Genomic DNA, 15,960 nt, shown 5'->3' with positions numbered 1-15,960 from the left:
AGGCTGATCCAAAACAGGCTAAACTTAGTTCATGTTCAAAAAGCTGTTTCAGTTCTTTCTTGACGATGCCGCACCTGAAAAGGCTGGCGGTGACGGGAAACAGCGCCGGGTAACGGTTCAGCCGCGCCCGCAAAAACAATCTTCCGATCCTGCCCCCAAACCAAAGGCCCCGGCTGCCGCCCCGGCGGAAACCGAGGATACGCAGGCCATCCAGCAGGCGATTGCGGAGGCCAGCCGTCTGGTGGAACTGGAACAGGCTGCTTCGGGGACGGCAGAGGACCGGCGCGAGTTGATCCATGCGGCGATGAATATCTACCGCGCGAAACAGACGTCGCTGGAAGAACTGGACCCGCAGGCGTTGGCGCGGCTTCGCCTGTTGTCGGAAACCATGGTCGAGGCGAAAAAGCCAAAAACCCATTGACCTTACAGCGCCGGGCGGGCGACATAGTCCCGGATATATCATCGGTGTTGCAGGTTCTTGTCCATGTCTGAGATGAAGGTAGACCAACTGGCCGACGCGGTGCTTTCGGGGCAGCGCCGTGCGCTGGCGCGTGCGATCACCCTGATCGAATCCACGCGCGCCGATCACCGTGAAGAGGCCGACCGGTTGCTCGAAAAACTGATGCCACATGCGGGCAACAGCATCCGCGTCGGCATCTCCGGCGTGCCCGGCGTGGGCAAATCCACCTTTATCGAGGCTTTTGGCAACCATGTGGTCGATCAGGGGCATCGCATTGCGGTGCTGGCCGTCGACCCCTCCTCCAAGCGCAGTGGCGGATCGATCCTGGGGGACAAGACCCGTATGGAAACCCTGTCGCGCAATCCCGGCGCCTTCATCCGGCCGTCTCCCGCGGGACGGACGCTGGGTGGTGTGGCGCGCCGCACGCGCGAGACCATGCTGATTTGCGAGGCGGCCGGATTTGACGTGGTTCTGGTGGAAACGGTCGGTGTCGGCCAGTCTGAAACCGCGGTGGCGGAGATGACGGATATGTTCCTGCTGCTGCTGTTGCCCGGTGGCGGCGATGAATTGCAGGGGATCAAGAAAGGCATCGTCGAACTGGCGGATATGATCCTGGTGAATAAGGCCGACGGAGATATGGAAAAACCGGCGCGCCGGTCGGTTGCGGAATATCGCAACGCCCTGCATATGCTGCGCCCGGCGACCATGGACTGGAAGGTGCCGGTCCAGACCTGTTCCGCCCTGACCAGTGCGGGCGTCGATGCAGCCTGGGATCAGGTAGAGGCCTTTCGCGATGTGATGACGCAGGCAGGGCATCTGCAGGCCCGCCGCGAGGCCCAGTCACAGGACTGGATGTGGACGGAAATCAGCGAGGGCCTGATCCAGCGCCTGCGCGACGATCCCGATCTGCAGGACCTGTTGCGGACAAGTGAGCAGGCCGTGCGGGATGGCAGGCAATCCCCCGTGACCGCGGCCCGCCATCTCATCAGCCGTTTTCTGAAAGTCGATCCATCCTGACCGGTCGCGCGTGCGGCCGTCTTCAACCAAGGAAATTCCATGCCATTCGTGAATGTGAAAGTGACAAGCGGTGTTACCCGTGAGCAGAAACAGCAGATCGTTGCGGAAATCACCGATACGCTGGTCCGGGTGCTGAACAAGAACCCTAACAACACCCATATCGTGATTGATGAGGTGGATGCGGATAACTGGGGCTTCAGCGGCATGCTGACCACCGACTATCGCAAGCTGAAACAGGAATAGTCCTGAGCCGGGCAATCCCGTCAAGTTGGCTTTGCCCGGGCTTACAGGTTGTCAGACCAGCGTTTTGAGCTGTTCCATGGATGCAACCAGCGCTGCCGCGATGCCGGGTTCGGTTGCCGAATGCCCGGCGTCCGGCACCATGATCAATTCGGATTCCGGCCAGGCCAGGCTCAGTTTATAGGCGGCCTGCGGCGGGCAGATCACATCATAGCGCCCCTGGACAATCACACCCGGGATGCCGGCGAGTTTCCCCGCGTCGCGCAAAAGCTGTCCTTCGTCCAGGAACATGCGGTTCACGAAATAATGGGCCTCAAGCCGGGCCAGGGTCAGGGCCGCATCCTTGTTGTCCAGTTCCTTCACCACGTCCCTGTTCGGCAACAGGGTCGAACATTGCGCCTCGAATTTGGCCCAGACCTCTGCTGCGGGGCCATGGATGGCGGGGTCGTCGCTGCAAAGCAGGTCGTAGAAACCCGACAGCAAATCGCCTTGGTCGCCTTCCGACAGATGTTGGCGGAAATGGTCGTATTCCTGCGGGAAGAATGCCCCCATATGATGCATGAACCAGTGGATTTCCGCATCGCTACCCAGGAAGACGCCACGCAGGACAAGGCTGTCCGTGCGGTCGGGATGCGTTTCCGCATAGGCAAGCGCCAGGGTTGACCCCCAGGAGCCGCCGAAGACGATCCAGCTTTCGATGCCAAGCTGTTCGCGCAGGGCTTCCAGGTCCCCGATCAGGGCCTGTGTTGTGTTGTTCTCAAGGCTGCCGGTGGGGCCGGACCTGCCGCAACCGCGCTGGTCCAGCAACAGGATGCGATAATGGTCGGGATCGAAAAAGCGGCGATGACTGGGGGAACACCCCGCCCCCGGGCCGCCATGCAGGAACACGACCGGCTGGCCCTTGGGATTGCCAACCTGCTCCCAATAGACCTTATGACCGGAATCACGCTCCATCACGCCTTGTTCGTAAGGGTCGATGGAGGGGTAGAGTTCCTTGCGAAACATCGAACAACCTTTCTTGTGACAATTGCACGATTGTAGGCCCGTTGGGCCAGCCCGCCAATAGCGGACTGCGGTGCCAATAACCGGGCAGGTGAATTAGATGCTTGGTTTCCTTGGCGGATTTGGTCACGATGCGACCCATGAGGACAGGCGTTAAAATTCTGGTGCTTTGCGCCGTGATCATGGCTGTGACGACAGGCGTGGCCCGGGCGGGAATGCCGGTGATCCGGGTCGAGGAAGGCCTGACGCTTGTCACTTCGGCAGGAGAGCGCCTGCGCCTGGCGGGTATCCTGCTGCCCAGCCCAAAGATTCAGAGACCGGCAGAACGTTTTATTTCCGAAATGATTGCGTCATCACCTGTTGAATGGCAGGCGCTTCAGGACAGGCCGGATCGTTATGGCCGGTTGGTGGGCAATGCCTATCTGCCCGACGGACGCTGGCTCAATGGTGATGTGGTCGCGGCAGGGCTGGCTCTGGCTGATGGACGGGGCGGTCCAAAGCAGGCGGCGCTTTTGGCGCTTGAACGAAAGGCGCGCCGGGATGGCAAGGGTCATTGGCGTGCGGGTGGTGCGTTCCGGATTGCCAGGGCGTCTCCCTATAACGGGCAGGTTCATGGTTTCGGCCTGGTTGAAGGACGTGTCTTCTCGGTCAGTGAGCAGCGCCGGTTTCTCTATCTGAATTTCGAGGAAGACTGGCGGCGCGATTTTACCATCGGACTGGATCTGTGGGAGGTCGCGCGGTTTCAACAGGTTGGTCTGGATCTGCGGCACCTGGCCGGTCGGCGGCTGCGTGTGCGCGGATGGATCGGTTGGTATTACGGGCCCTTCCTGCGTCTGGAAAGGCCGGGACAGATAGAATTGCTGGATGACGATCCGCCGCGGCAGGAAGCCGCTAATGTCCTTCAATGAGGAGGTCGCGCGGGTTGTTCGTGCGTTTCAGGATTGCGGTACGCAATTTGCCCAGCGCACGATGTTCCAACTGGCGCACCCGTTCCTTGCTGACCCCCAGTTTTTGCCCCAGTTGTTCCAGTGTTTCGCCTTTTTCGGTCAACCTGCGTTTGCGGATGATCATCTGTTCCCGATCCGACAGGTCGCGCATGGCTTCCTGCAGCCAGCGATGGCGGGTCTGGCCGTCATGGGAGTCCACGGTCAGGCTTTCCGGGTTCGGCCGGTCGTCTGACAGAAAGTCCAGCCAGGCGTTTTCGGATTCCCCGGAAACGGGGGCGTTCAGGGACTGGTCCTGGCCGCTGAGCCGTTGTTCCATGATTTCCACGTCGCTCAGGTTAACGCCCAGGCTGTCGGCCACTTGAGAACGGGCGTCCATGGTCATGCCGCCGTCCGGGGCGTCGGGAAGTTTGGCCCGCAGGCGGCGCAGGTTGAAGAAAAGCGACTTCTGGGCGGCGGTGGTGCCGGTGCGCACGATCGACCAGTTGCGCAGGACATAATCCTGAATGGCAGAGCGGATCCACCAGGAGGCATAGGTGGAAAAACGCACATCGCGTTCCGGTTCAAACCGGGCGGCGGCCATCATCAGGCCCACATTCCCCTCCTGCAGCAGGTCGCCCAGCGGCAGTCCGTAATTGCGGAAACGCGATGCTGTTGCCACGACCAGGCGGGTATAGGCCCGCACCAGCCGATGCAGGGCGGAAACATCGTGGTTTTCCCGCCATCTGGTCGCAAGGCCCATTTCCTCCTGCCGCGAGAGCAAAGGCTCCCGCATGGATGCTTTCACATAGGATAGATTGGCCCTGCGGGTATGCCGGTCGTCAATATGCGGCATTTGTTCCTCCTGAAGGCCGCGGCGGTGCTAGGCACCAAGGCGGCAGTTGGGAACCGTAAACCCGTCTCATACCTGGGAATTATAAGGGTAAAGCCGCAGGAGTCATAGCAGCTCACATTCCCGCAGGCCGTGTGCTGTCCGGGAGGTATTTTAGAAAATGCTGGAATAACAGGTGGTTGACCTGTTCATCTTCAATTGAACAAGGATTGGATTTAACGAAAATGTGATTGATCAGGGCTGGAAATAGCGATTTCTAGACCTAAAAACCGGTCTGGTCTCAGACCTTGAGCAGGTCTTCCACCTCGCCACTTCGATTGACGCAGGCGGTAATCAAAGGACCGCCAAAGCCACAGCCGCCATCCACCGTCAGGCTGAAATCGGTCTCGCGGAAGCCGCCATGATCATTGTCATAACCCCGAATGACGCGGCTGAAGCCGTTATAGGCTTTACTCATCTGCGTGAACTGGCGGCTGGCCCACCAGAACAGGTCACCCTGTTCCACCACGGCCTTGTCCGGGTCGAGACCGGAATTGACGAACAAAAGCTTGGCATCCGCTGTGGCGGCGGCATGTCTCAAGGAGGCGTAATAGTTATCATGGCCGGGCGCGCTGTGGACCGCATCCATCAATTCGCTGGTCCAATAGGTCAGGGCCAGCGTGCCTTCCTTGATCCGGGCATAACCTTCCTGAGGGTCCGCGCCATAGGATCGCAACGTTGCCTCCAGTCCGTGCGGCAATGCCCAGTCCAAGACCGCCTCCGGTTTCGGTGCGAATTGAAGTTGATGGACCTTCTGCCACATCTCTTCCTGTGCGCCCCGCAGGTAGACCACATCATTGCGGTCGTTATAGGGGGGCATGGACAGGAACCAGCGCCGGAAGCGCAGCAGTTCATTCACCACCGCCACGCTGTTCAGGCCGACGCCGATGGCATTGCCGGAATAGACGAGCCGGTCGCCATAACGGACATGTCGGGCAATCAGGTCATGCAGCGCGGACAGGCGTGCGATATCCCCATGAATGGCCCCGACCACCCAGATGCGGCGCGCCGCGCGGATGGTCAGAAACTTGTCCCCCTTTGCCATGGATTTCCGTCTTGCCTTTCCAAGGTGATGCCCGTTCCCCGCTGCTATCATCACGATGGAAGGCCGTTGCTGCAAGGGGGTATATGCACAAAAGAAAAACCGCCGGCGAACCGGCGGTTTTCAAATGTCCTGGAAGGTGGTCGCCGGTCAGGCGGCAGCCTTGGCCATCATGGCTTCCAGCCGGACGGCGGCTTCTTCCTCGTCGATTTCCTCAACGGCGGCAAACTCACGGGCCAGACGGTCGAGGGCAGCCTGATAAAGCTGACGTTCGCTGTAGGACTGGTCCGGCTGGTTGGCGTTGCGGAACAGGTCGCGGACCACTTCGGCAATGGCAACCGGATCGCCGGAATTGATTTTTGCTTCATATTCCTGCGCACGGCGGGACCACATGGTCCGGCGTACACGGCTTTTGCCTTTCAGGGTTTTCAGCGCTGCTTTCATCTGGTCGGGCGAAGACAGGCGACGCAGGCCGGACTGGTCGGCCTTGGTGACCGGAACGCGCAGGATCATGCGGTCCTTGTCAAATTCGATGATAATCAGTTCCAGGGTTTCGCCAGCGATTTCCTGGCTTTCGACGCCTTGTACCTTGCCGACGCCATGGGTCGGATAAACAACGTGATCACCTTTGGTGAAAGACACTTTCTTGCTCATGCCACTTCCTGCTTTTTTCTTTCCTCGTGGTTCCACTGGCCCTACGCCGGAACCGACATTAAAAGGCAGGTTGTCATCGGATTGGGACGCCAGTTTACAGAGACAAAATTCTGCCCGCCGCCCTGCGACGGAACATATGGTTGGCTCTGATTTGGAAGGCCGCTATATGATGAACGGACTCAGATGCTCTTTCGACGATTACAACCCACATCAGCACTTCGCCCTTCGTGCAAGTGCTTCCTGCCTATTCTGTCTTGGTAATGTAACATAATTTCGCGGAGATTCCTATAGGGAATCGTCCGAAAAAGCAGGTTATGCGCCGTTTTGCCGCCCATGCACAGTGGATGGGCGGTATAAACGCTTGAAATTGTTAGCCGTCGCCTTGGCCCGGATTGGTGCTGAAGTGCTCTTTGAACTTGTTGGGCACTTCTTTCCATTCATCCGCGTCGGCAGGCGCCTCGCGCTTGCGGGTCTGGTTCGGCCATTTTTCCGAATATTCGCGGTTCAGTTCCAGCCAGGCTTCCGCGTCGGACTCCGTATCGGGCAGGATTGCCTCGGCCGGGCATTCCGGCTCACAGACGCCGCAGTCGATGCATTCGTCCGGATGGATAACCAGCATGTTTTCGCCTTCGTAGAAGCAATCCACCGGGCAAACTTCCACGCAGTCCTGATACTTGCACTTGATGCAGGCTTCAGTGACGACGTAAGTCATGGCCTTCTCCTTCTTGTCCTGCCGCACTGGGGCAGACTTCGAACTTCAATCCGTGAGACAACATGTTTTTTGGTGTAATTCAACACCAAATGCGTTGCTGTCATGTATTTTTGCTTGTGTTATAGGCACAAGACCGTTTCGTGCAACTACTTTATTGTCGCAGAGGACGGTGGAATTACCAAGGGGCGACAGATATGAATTCAGCAAACGACATGCGGCTATTCGCGCCGGCGGCCGCACGCAACCGGGACCCGATCCTGACAGTCTTCCGTGAAGTCGCCCCTTCCGCGGGGCTGGTGCTGGAGATCGCCAGCGGCACGGGCGAACATGCCGCCCATATCGCTCCGCAGTTCCCTGACCTGTCCTGGCAGCCAAGTGACCTGGACCCGGCCAATCTTGCCAGCATCGACGCCCATGCCGCCCACAGCGGTGCGGAGAACATCCGCCAGGCGTTGACGCTGGATGTGACGGCACAGCCCTGGCCCCTGACACAGGCGGCGATGATCTTGAACGTCAATATGATCCATATCTCGCCCTGGGAATGCACCATCGCCCTGATGGCCGGTGCCGGTACGGTGCTGGAGGACGGCGGTGTCCTATACCTCTATGGCCCTTATCGGCGCGAGGGCGCGCATACCGCCCCCAGCAACGAGGCCTTCGATTTGTCCCTGCAAAGCCGCGATCGCCGCTGGGGCGTGCGGGACCTTGAGCAGGTGGTCGAGGAGGCGGGCAAAAACGACCTGCATCTGGACCGGGTGGTTCCCATGCCTGCCAATAATTTCAGTGTGATTTTCCGGAAGGCGCGTTAGGCCGCCAGGTCTGCACCACCGGTTTGCACGACGGTTCCATCCGATGACAGCAGTTTGCCGAGGGTGTCCCTGCGGCTGTCGGCCTGCCCGTCCTGGGCGCGGGCGTAGATGCGGTCGATCTCCCGCAGGATGGCGTCGATGCGGGATTCCTGGGCCGGGGTCAACTGACTGGTCGGCGTGCCGGGCGACAGTGTTTCCGCCAGATGGCCTTTCATCTCCTGGGCCTGGGGCTGCTGTGTTCTGGGCAGGCGCTCGATCAGGCGGTCGCCGCCGAAGAAAACCCCCATATTGCCCAGAAGGCGGTCCAGTTCGGCATAAAGTGCTGCGGTTTTCATCTGCTCGCGCGGGGAAAGCTGGTTCACGTCGCTTGCGGCGGCACCACCGTCTGTGCTGACCTGATCGTCGGATGCGGTGAAGCTGTGTTGTGCTTCCTTGAACAGACGGTCGAGCTGGGCGGTGTCTTCCTCGCTCAATTCCGGCAGGCCGAAGTCATCGGCAATCTTGTTCAGGCGCTCCACGATGGTGTCGAGGCTGGGAAGGGGGGCACTGGCCTGTTCCAGTTGGGCGATCCGGCGGCGTTCGGTTTCCTGGATCTGGTCAACCGTGATGTCCTGACGCTCCAGCGCGCGCAAAAGCTGCTGCGCCTTGGGCGACAGGGTAACCTCTACGGCCTGGTTGGGCGTGTAGGTTTTCGACTGTTTCGGTTCTTTTTCCGGGCGCGTCTGGGTTTCCGGCTGCACACGCGGCGTCACGAAGCTGTCGATTGATGTATTGAGAAGCGAGCGCATCGCCTCCAGCATGACGGAACCCTTCCCTCACAAATTGGCGTCACCCTGATCGGGTGCTTTCGGGATAAGGCTTCGCAAAAGCTGTACCAATTTTGTGATTGGCCAAGTGGACTATTGAAAATGCCGGGATTTTGGGGAAATGTGGGACTTCAAAAATAGAGGCGGACTATGCGGGGGAAGAAATTGCCGATGTGTAATTGCCGCCTCAGCTCTGGAAAAGGTGGTTTCGGGTTACCGACATGATTTTGCTGTATCATCTCTGGCTGTCGCCAGGTTGCCGCAAGGTGCGGCTTGTGCTGGCGGAAAAGAAGCTGGACTTCGAAATGCAGATCGAAAAGGTCTGGCAGCGCAGCTCGGAATTCCTTGCATTGAACCCGGCGGGCGAAGTGCCGGTTCTGATCGACGAGGACGGTTCCAAGGTCTGTGGATCACAGGTGATCTGCGAGTATCTGGACGAAATGTACGGTCCGGCCCCGATGATTGGCACCGGGGCGGTTGAGCGCGCCGAAGTCCGCCGCCTGATCCAGTGGTTTGACGGCAAGTTCCAGGCGGAGGTTATCGCCAATCTGGTTGATGAAAAGATTATGAAGCGGTTTCTGGGTCTGGGCGAACCCAATTCCAATGCCATCCGCGCCGGCGGGCGCAATATCCATGTCCATCTCAGCTATATCGAATGGCTGATCGACCGCCGCACCTGGCTGGCGGGCGAGGATATGACGCTGGCCGATCTGACAGCGGCGGCGCATCTGTCCTGCGTTGACTATCTGGGCGACGTGCCCTGGGAAGACCATCCGGCGGCAAAAGACTGGTATGCCCGCATCAAATCCCGGCCCAGTTTCCGCGGGTTGCTTGCCGACCACATTCCCGGCGCCCCGCCCCCCAAACATTACGCCGACCTGGACTTCTAGGGCGTGCCACAGCAGCCCTGCCCGGTTTGTATCGGCGGGCAGGGTATATCGCCGTAGGAACAGAAGACACAGCAATCGCCGGGCCTTGGTTTCAAAAGGGCGCCGCACCCCTTGCAGTCGTAAAAATACTGACAGGCATTTGTGGGCATTTTTTCCACCTCATCATGACCGCAGACCGGACAGGTGATCCGGCAAGTCAAAACAGGCTTTCCGACGGCTTTCTTCATCCGAAAATTTTACCACGAAGTCTCCGGATACTGCCAAGCCTTTGATGAAATTCAGACATTTTCCCGGCTGTGGACAACCTGGCTAAGTCCTTTTGTGATCACATAAAATCTGAATAATTTGATCACAAAAAAACACTTTGAAACTGAATATTTTTGCCGTATATGCCTAGCACCGTCACTCGCACGTGCCTGTAGCCATCCCGGATAGGCGGTTTCTTATCCCGAAGAGTTTGATGGCCTAAAGCAACGACGTAAGACGGCTTTTTTAGCCCATGCCGGAGGGCCTGTACCAACCGGCATGCTGAAGAGGCTCTTACATCCTTGTTTGCCAGGCGTCGGCGAAAAAACTTCCGTCAGCCACGTCCCTGCAGACCTGACCGTAATTTGGGAATGCCGTATGACTGAACGAATTCGCAACTTTCTCGATAAAATACCGCACGATGGTCCCGTATTGGTGGTTGACCTTGAGGCGGTACGCGAGAACTATCTGACTTTCAGCCGCACCATGCCGGACACCAGCATCTATTATGCGGTAAAGGCCAACCCCGCGCCGGAAATCCTGTCGCTCCTGGCGGAGCTGGGGTCGTCCTTCGATTGTGCCTCTGTGGCAGAGATCGAGATGGTGCTGGCTGCCGGGGCCACAGCGGACCGTATTTCCTTTGGCAATACCATCAAGAAAGAGGCGGATATTGCGCGCGCCCATGCCCTGGGCGTGAGGCTGTTCGCCTTTGATGCACGGGCAGAGCTTGAGAAGATTGCCCGCGCCGCGCCGGGCGGACAGGTTTTCTGCCGTATCCTGTGCGATGGTGAGGGTGCGGAATGGCCTTTGTCGCGCAAATTCGGCTGCGACCCCGCGATGGCGGAGGGGCTGATGGAAGAGGCGCAGAACCTCGGCCTGGAGCCGCTGGGCCTGTCCTTCCATGTAGGCTCGCAACAGACCGATCTGGCCGCCTGGGACCGGGCGCTTGCCACGGTTGGTGGCCTGTTCCGGCGGCTCGCGGATAAGGGGATTGTCCTGCGTCTGGTCAATCTGGGGGGTGGTTTTCCGGCCCGCTATCGCCGGGATGTGCCGGCAATGGAGGCTTATTCACAGGCCATTCACGATGCAATCATCGCCCATTTCGGCAATCACCCGCCGAAAACCATCATCGAGCCCGGCCGGGCCATGGTCGGCAATGCGGGAATTATTCGTTCCGAGGTCGTATTGATCAGCCGTAAGGATCAGTCGAAAACGTCGGAAGACAATCCGCGCTGGGTCTTTCTGGATATCGGCAAATTCGGCGGCCTTGTGGAATGCATGGATGAGGCGATCCGTTATCCGATCCGCTCCCGGCGGGATGACGATGCAATGGAACCCGCGATTATCGCCGGACCGACCTGTGATTCCGCCGATGTCCTCTATGAGAGAAACCGGTATCCGCTGCCGCTGTCACTGGATATCGGCGATCATATCCTGATCGAGGCGACAGGCGCCTATACCAGCACCTATGCAAGCGTGGCCTTTAATGGTTTCGCGCCTTTGAAATCACTGGTGATCTAGGCGGCCCTGCTGTTCCAGGAAGTCGAAGGCGGTCTGCATGCGGTGACGGGGCGTGTGATGTGCCGCGTAGATACGGCTGCTATTGTCCGACATAGACTGCAACCTCCCGATATCCTGAGCGAGGTCGTCAAGACGTTCGGCCTGGCTGTTGTCCCGATAGTCCAGATAGGCAATGTCCTGCCCGTCTTTGAAATATTCTTCCAGATAACGGCTGCGGTCGGTGGCGAGAACCGTGCCTGCGGCAGCGCCATGCCACAGCCGTTCATGGGACCCTTCCGGGAAGACCGAGATACTGTTCAGTAAAACCCGGGACCTGCCGAGGAAATCCAGGACCCCTGCTGCCTTCTGCAGGCCGTGGAAGGTGAAATCCGCATCGGTGATGCCTTTGACCTCGTCAAAGGCCGGACCGACAATATGAAGGCCAAGCCCCGCCATCGATTTCAACAGCCTGTTCCGGTTCTGGAATTCAACCCAGGACGAAAAATGGGACAACAGCTCGGCGAACTGGTCGTCGCCAAGGGTCTTGAAGGGCTCCATGTCAAAATCGTCACAGGCAGCCATCACCGCATCATAGGGTGCTGTGTTTTCAAACTGGGCCTGTTCACCGGCCTGATCAAAGATTTTAATCCATTTCTCGTCGGTGGAGGCCCCGAAGATCGATGAGAAACTGCCCGTGGGCCGGGGCGCCCTGACCTGACCGACGAAGAGCAGGCCGATATCCCGTTCTGCCATGGGTAATGGATTGTCAGTCGGACTTGCGCCGAAATGCGGTAGAAAGAATTTCGGGTTTCCGATCCCGAAATCATCCAGGACACGGTCATGGGTCCGGTCGCTGTAGCTCATGCAGGTGGTGGCCTGCAGGCCCTTCAGGCGCTTGAGGATGGTGAAAGGCCCATCGGTGAAAAAGGAAAGGCGGTTCGGGACAAAGTCTTCCCCCTTAAAGATGAAAGACTGAACGCCGTTGATATCAATCAGCAGAAAGGGCTGCTGCTGTTTATGAAGCTTGTAGAGGTGCTGAAAGAACTGGAAATCCTGTTTCTCATCCCGGCGGAAGCGATGCAGGACGGCTGTCGGGAACCGTTCCTTCGTCGCGGTATGGATCTCAGAGACCATATGCGGAATAAGGGTGTAGTTGAGATCAGGCGTATAATCGCAAACGAATACCTGCACGGTCTTTCCGTTTCTGTCCATTTCCAAGGGCTTGAAAATAGAAGGAAAGCCATCCGCCTGCAATGCCCTGACAAGGCTGCCTACTTGCCGACCTTCACGTCCAGCTTTTCAAGATTCTGCCGGGCGGTTTCGGCAATTGGCATGCCATCGTATAGCTCGATGACCTTCAGCCAGTCTGCGCGGGCCTTGTCGTTCTGCCCGGTCAGCCGGAAGACGATGCCCCGTTCCAGCAGGCCGTCCGGTTCGTCCGGGTCGAATTTAAGCGCCCGGTTGAGATCGGCCAGCGCCAGATCATAGGCTTCCTGCATGCGATAGGCAGACCCGCGGAATACCAGAATATTCGGCGTATCCGGTGCGACTTCAAGCGCGGCATTCAGATCGTCGATGGCCTCCCAGGGTTTGCCGCTGTCCATCAGTGTGATAGCCCTGTCGGTCAGGATATCCGGATTTTTCGGGGACAGCTTCAGGGCGGCGGATTGAACCGCATAGGCCTGCGTCAGGTCGTCTGCGCGCTGCCAGGCGATCCCGGCCTGACCAAGGATGTTCGCGACGATGCCCGGCGGGGTGTCATCGGGCATTTCTTCCGCCAGGGCCTGCAGGCGGTTGGCGGCCTCCGGGAAATGGCCCAAGGAAAACAGGGCCGTGGCGGCGCAATGTTTGGCGCGGATGCCACCGCCCACGTCCTGCCAGCTCAACGCGCTTTCGAAGGCGTCTTCCGGTTTGGTCCGGGCCAGTTGCATACACTGCTGGTATTCCCGGTCCTGGAGGAAGTCCCCGGTCTTGGCCCAGGCATTGCTGAGCGTGGCCTGGGTGATGATGAAAGCTGCAGTCAGAGAAATGGCCAAACGGGTCATCTTGTCATCCGTGGATTGCATGCCTACCTTGCCGCTGACGGGCGTCGCGAGGCTTCGTTATGGCGCAAAGCAAGGATGGGAACAAGGCAATGACAGTGAAACCGGGCCGTTTTTTCTGCTTCGGCATGGGCTATTCCGCAGGCTTCCTGGCGCGGCGGCTGCTGGCGGAGGGCTGGACGGTCGCCGGTACCGCCCGGACAGAGGACGGTGTCGCCAGGCTTCGCGCGCAGGGGATCGACGGTTATCTGTTCGATGGCAGTGCGTCCATGGAAAATGCCGCGGCAGTTCTGGGCGGTGTGACCCATCTTCTGAGCAGCGTACCACCCGACGGCGTGACAGCGGACCCGGTGCTGCAGCATCATTTTGATGATATCGCGCGAATGCCCCTTCTACAGTGGGCGGGGTATCTTTCCACGACCGGTGTTTACGGCGACCGCAACGGCGGCTGGGTGGATGAGGATTCCGCTCAGGAGCCGACCGGCCCACGCGGCATGCGCCGGGCGACGGCGGAGGCACGCTGGCTGGACCTCTGGTGGGAAAAGGACGTGCCCGTCCATCTGTTCCGCCTGGCCGGTATCTATGGGCCCGGCCGCAACGCCCTGGAGACGGTGAAGGCCGGTAAGGCCAAACGGATCAACAAACCGGGGCAGGTCTTCAGCCGCATCCATGTGGATGATATCGCAAGCACGATCCTGGCCTCTTTCGACAAACCTCACGCCGGGCGGGCCTATAACGTCTGTGACGATGATCCGGCAGCGCCTGAACAGGTGATCGCTTATGCCTGTGACCTGCTGGGGGTGGAGCGACCGGTGCTGGTGCCGCTTGACGAGGCGGGATTGAGCCCGATGGCGCTCAGCTTCTATCGCGATAACAAGCGGGTTTCCAACAAACGCATGAAGAAGGAATTGGGTGTCCGGTTGCAGTGGCCCGACTATAAGGCCGGGTTGAATGCCTTGTTAACGCAAGACTAGGCGTTTGCGGCGGGCGTAGGCCGCGAGCAAGCCGATGCTGAAGAGGAGGAAACCGCCCGGTGTCGGGACATTATTTATGCCGCCCGGGCCCGTGTGGTTCTGATAGGCCACATTGTCCACGATCGGATTGACCAGCGCGGGAAAGTCGAAATCGTCGATGAAGAAAAACCGCGCCCGGTCGAAGAATTGCCCGGAATAGGCAATATTCTGGTCCATGATCCCGTTCTTGTTCGGTGCAACGATGCTTTGGCCCACCTGCAGTCCTCCGGAAAACAGGGTGAGTACAACCTGTTTGAGCCCGGTGAAGCTTTGGTCCGGGTCGTCATTTCCGAATTCCAGCGACAGGAAGTCCGTCGGCTTCAGGAAATCCATGATCAGGCCCGCGCCCAGGCCGGGGTTGCCGCTTGAAATCGCAAGGCCCTTGCCGTGGCTGCCCTGGCCGAAATGATCAATGGAGATATAGTCATGCGGGTCCGTGCTGCGGCTTTCCGTGCTGGAAAAGACAACGTCGGCGGAACTCGGGGATTGGTAGCCGTTGAAATAAAAGCCGGTGGCATCATTCTCAAAGTCGATCGTGACCAGGCCTGCCTGCGCAGAACCCGCCGCACCAATGGCAACGGCGAAAAATGTGGCCACCAGCCACAGCACCCGAACAACTGTACCCTGCACAACAATACTCCCCGGTCTTTCAGCGGCTTTGTCGATTGTCGCTATTAGTTAATAAAGTATTAACAGCAGAAACCGTGCCAGTTGATTTAATGCCGTGCTTTCAATGATCTACAGTTGTTTCGAATAAGAGCCTTGTAAAATAACCCGACATTAATCCACCCTAATTCCCCCCGAAACGACGTCTCCGTCCAGCCGGTGCAGCGGGGCACAGGACAACAGGGTTTGATGCAGGGCTGCGATCCGGCGGTCGCGGGCAAGTTCGGGCCGGTAGACGAGGATCAGGTCAATATGGGCGGACTTCCCGGTGAGGGGAAAGACCGATATTCCGCGATCAAGCCCCAGCGGTGGCAGGATCGACTGTGGCAGGAAAGCCGCGCAAAGCCCCGATTTCACACATTCCGCGATCCCCACCAGGGTGCTGATTTCCATCAGTTTGGGTGGGGCGATGCCCTGTTCGCGATACCAGTCCAGGGCATAGTTGCGATAGCCGCATCCCTCCTGTTTCAGGACCATCAACGGCATTTTCAGTGCGGTTTCGAAATGATTTACACTCGCGGGGGCGACAAAGGCCAGGTGATCCGGGAACAGGGGTTGGTGAACAAGTCTGACATCGTTGGGCACGTCCACCACAACGGCGGCATCGAGCCGCCCGTTTTCCACCTCGTCCACCAGATATTCGGTGACCCCGGAATCGACACGGATATCCGCATCGGGGAACTGGCGGCTGTAGCCCTTGATGAAGGTTGGCAACAGGCTGGCGACCTGGGAATCCGTACAGCCCAGCTTTATCGACCCGCAGGCTGTGGTGGAAACATCCTCCCGGGCCGCCTGTTCAAGCGTCAGGATTCTGTTGGCATAATCCAGCAGCCGCATCGCCTCTTCTGTGGGGGTGACCTTGCGATTGGCGCGCAGGAAAAGCGTCGTGCCCAACTCATCCTCCAGCTTGCGGATGCGGGTGGAGATATTGGGTTGAACCGTATTCAGCGCGTCTGCGGCGGCCGTCACGCTGCCCAGGTCCATCACGGCCTTGAAGGCCTTAAGGGCGAGAATATCCACGACAATAATCCATCAAAAATCACTAT

General features: G+C 58.8%; 18 protein-coding genes and 1 pseudogene. 8 read left to right on the top strand and 11 right to left on the bottom strand.

Translation table 11 applies throughout. From position 1 onward, the window contains the following. Positions 1-31: 31 nt before the first annotated feature. From IF205_RS02670 to IF205_RS02660, 3 genes and pseudogenes are all read left to right on the top strand, one after another. A complete protein-coding gene (locus IF205_RS02670; protein ID WP_259781746.1) occupies positions 32-421 on the top strand; it encodes a hypothetical protein in 390 nt (129 codons plus the stop codon). Positions 422-484: 63 nt separating this feature from the next. Beyond that, the gene (gene meaB / locus IF205_RS02665; protein ID WP_259781745.1) at positions 485-1,477 is read left to right on the top strand and encodes a methylmalonyl Co-A mutase-associated GTPase MeaB; all 993 of its coding nucleotides are present in this window, start codon (positions 485-487) and stop codon (positions 1,475-1,477) included. A 36-nt stretch (positions 1,478-1,513) separates the two neighbouring features. Then, positions 1,514-1,720: pseudogene (locus IF205_RS02660) on the top strand (tautomerase family protein); the annotation flags it as partial. A gap of 51 nt (positions 1,721-1,771) precedes the next feature. On the opposite strand, the gene pip reads toward IF205_RS02660, so the two are convergent. Beyond that, entirely contained in the window at positions 1,772-2,722 is a 951-nt protein-coding gene (pip, locus tag IF205_RS02655) for a prolyl aminopeptidase (RefSeq protein ID WP_259781743.1), read from the bottom strand. Between the two features lie 137 nt (positions 2,723-2,859). On the opposite strand from pip, the gene IF205_RS02650 reads away from it, so the two are divergent. After that, the gene (locus IF205_RS02650; RefSeq protein WP_259781742.1) at positions 2,860-3,627 is read left to right on the top strand and encodes a thermonuclease family protein; all 768 of its coding nucleotides are present in this window, start codon (positions 2,860-2,862) and stop codon (positions 3,625-3,627) included. On the opposite strand, the gene IF205_RS02645 is transcribed toward IF205_RS02650, so the two are convergent. The 4 genes from IF205_RS02645 to fdxA all read right to left on the bottom strand — a co-directional run bounded on the left by IF205_RS02645 (position 3,611) and on the right by fdxA (position 6,942). Beyond that, the gene (locus IF205_RS02645) at positions 3,611-4,498 is read right to left on the bottom strand and encodes an RNA polymerase factor sigma-32 (protein ID WP_259781741.1); all 888 of its coding nucleotides are present in this window, start codon (positions 4,496-4,498) and stop codon (positions 3,611-3,613) included. The two genes, IF205_RS02650 and IF205_RS02645, sit on opposite strands and share 17 nt — an antisense overlap. Before the next feature lie 277 nt (positions 4,499-4,775). After that, positions 4,776-5,579 carry a hypothetical protein gene (locus IF205_RS02640; RefSeq protein WP_259781740.1) on the bottom strand — a complete coding sequence of 268 codons (804 nt, stop codon included), beginning with the start codon at positions 5,577-5,579 and terminating at the stop codon, positions 4,776-4,778. 147 nt (positions 5,580-5,726) lie between these two features. Continuing rightward, positions 5,727-6,230, bottom strand: coding sequence for a CarD family transcriptional regulator (locus IF205_RS02635; RefSeq protein ID WP_259781739.1), 504 nt, complete (start codon positions 6,228-6,230; stop codon positions 5,727-5,729). A gap of 370 nt (positions 6,231-6,600) precedes the next feature. Continuing rightward, positions 6,601-6,942: a ferredoxin FdxA gene (fdxA, locus tag IF205_RS02630; RefSeq protein WP_259781738.1), complete on the bottom strand. Its 342-nt coding sequence runs from the start codon at positions 6,940-6,942 to the stop codon at positions 6,601-6,603. 194 nt (positions 6,943-7,136) lie between these two features. Between fdxA and IF205_RS02625 the strand changes: the two genes are divergently transcribed. After that, positions 7,137-7,751, top strand: coding sequence for a DUF938 domain-containing protein (locus IF205_RS02625; RefSeq protein ID WP_259781737.1), 615 nt, complete (start codon positions 7,137-7,139; stop codon positions 7,749-7,751). Here the strand turns inward: IF205_RS02625 and IF205_RS02620 are convergent. Then, positions 7,748-8,551, bottom strand: a complete 804-nt coding sequence (locus tag IF205_RS02620; protein ID WP_259781736.1) for a hypothetical protein — start codon at positions 8,549-8,551, stop codon at positions 7,748-7,750. The two genes, IF205_RS02625 and IF205_RS02620, sit on opposite strands and share 4 nt — an antisense overlap. Positions 8,552-8,778: 227 nt before the next feature. Here IF205_RS02620 and IF205_RS02615 point away from each other — a divergent pair, with 227 nt between their 5' ends. Continuing rightward, a complete protein-coding gene (locus IF205_RS02615; RefSeq protein ID WP_259781735.1) occupies positions 8,779-9,447 on the top strand; it encodes a glutathione S-transferase family protein in 669 nt (222 codons plus the stop codon). Here the strand turns inward: IF205_RS02615 and IF205_RS20595 are convergent. After that, positions 9,444-9,674 (bottom strand): GDCCVxC domain-containing (seleno)protein, encoded by a 231-nt coding sequence (locus tag IF205_RS20595; protein WP_311195728.1) that lies wholly within the window; start codon positions 9,672-9,674, stop codon positions 9,444-9,446. The two genes, IF205_RS02615 and IF205_RS20595, sit on opposite strands and share 4 nt — an antisense overlap. 397 nt (positions 9,675-10,071) lie before the next feature. Here IF205_RS20595 and IF205_RS02610 point away from each other — a divergent pair, with 397 nt between their 5' ends. Next, positions 10,072-11,214 carry a type III PLP-dependent enzyme gene (locus IF205_RS02610; protein WP_259781734.1) on the top strand — a complete coding sequence of 381 codons (1,143 nt, stop codon included), beginning with the start codon at positions 10,072-10,074 and terminating at the stop codon, positions 11,212-11,214. On the opposite strand, the gene IF205_RS02605 is transcribed toward IF205_RS02610, so the two are convergent. Together IF205_RS02605 and IF205_RS02600 are read right to left on the bottom strand one after the other, a co-directional pair. Then, positions 11,200-12,384, bottom strand: a complete 1,185-nt coding sequence (locus IF205_RS02605) for a glycosyltransferase (RefSeq protein ID WP_259781733.1) — start codon at positions 12,382-12,384, stop codon at positions 11,200-11,202. The two genes, IF205_RS02610 and IF205_RS02605, sit on opposite strands and share 15 nt — an antisense overlap. Before the next feature lie 80 nt (positions 12,385-12,464). Then, on the bottom strand, positions 12,465-13,238 hold the full coding sequence (locus tag IF205_RS02600) for a tetratricopeptide repeat protein (protein ID WP_259781732.1): 774 nt from the start codon (positions 13,236-13,238) through the stop codon (positions 12,465-12,467). A gap of 89 nt (positions 13,239-13,327) precedes the next feature. Here IF205_RS02600 and IF205_RS02595 point away from each other — a divergent pair, with 89 nt between their 5' ends. Next, complete coding sequence (locus IF205_RS02595; protein WP_259781731.1) at positions 13,328-14,209, top strand: SDR family oxidoreductase; 882 nt, start codon at positions 13,328-13,330, stop codon at positions 14,207-14,209. Here the strand turns inward: IF205_RS02595 and IF205_RS02590 are convergent. Together IF205_RS02590 and IF205_RS02585 are read right to left on the bottom strand one after the other, a co-directional pair. Further along, positions 14,195-14,878 (bottom strand): hypothetical protein, encoded by a 684-nt coding sequence (locus tag IF205_RS02590; RefSeq protein ID WP_259781730.1) that lies wholly within the window; start codon positions 14,876-14,878, stop codon positions 14,195-14,197. The genes IF205_RS02595 and IF205_RS02590 overlap by 15 nt on opposite strands. 150 nt (positions 14,879-15,028) lie before the next feature. Further along, the gene (locus IF205_RS02585; protein WP_259781729.1) at positions 15,029-15,934 is read right to left on the bottom strand and encodes a LysR family transcriptional regulator; all 906 of its coding nucleotides are present in this window, start codon (positions 15,932-15,934) and stop codon (positions 15,029-15,031) included. Positions 15,935-15,960 lie beyond the last annotated feature (26 nt).

This window comes from Aestuariispira ectoiniformans, from assembly GCF_025136295.1.
Taxonomy (GTDB): domain Bacteria; phylum Pseudomonadota; class Alphaproteobacteria; order UBA8366; family Aestuariispiraceae; genus Aestuariispira_A; species Aestuariispira_A ectoiniformans.
The sequence above is the reverse complement of the archived record's forward strand: the minus strand, read 5'-3'. Positions and strand labels throughout refer to the sequence as shown.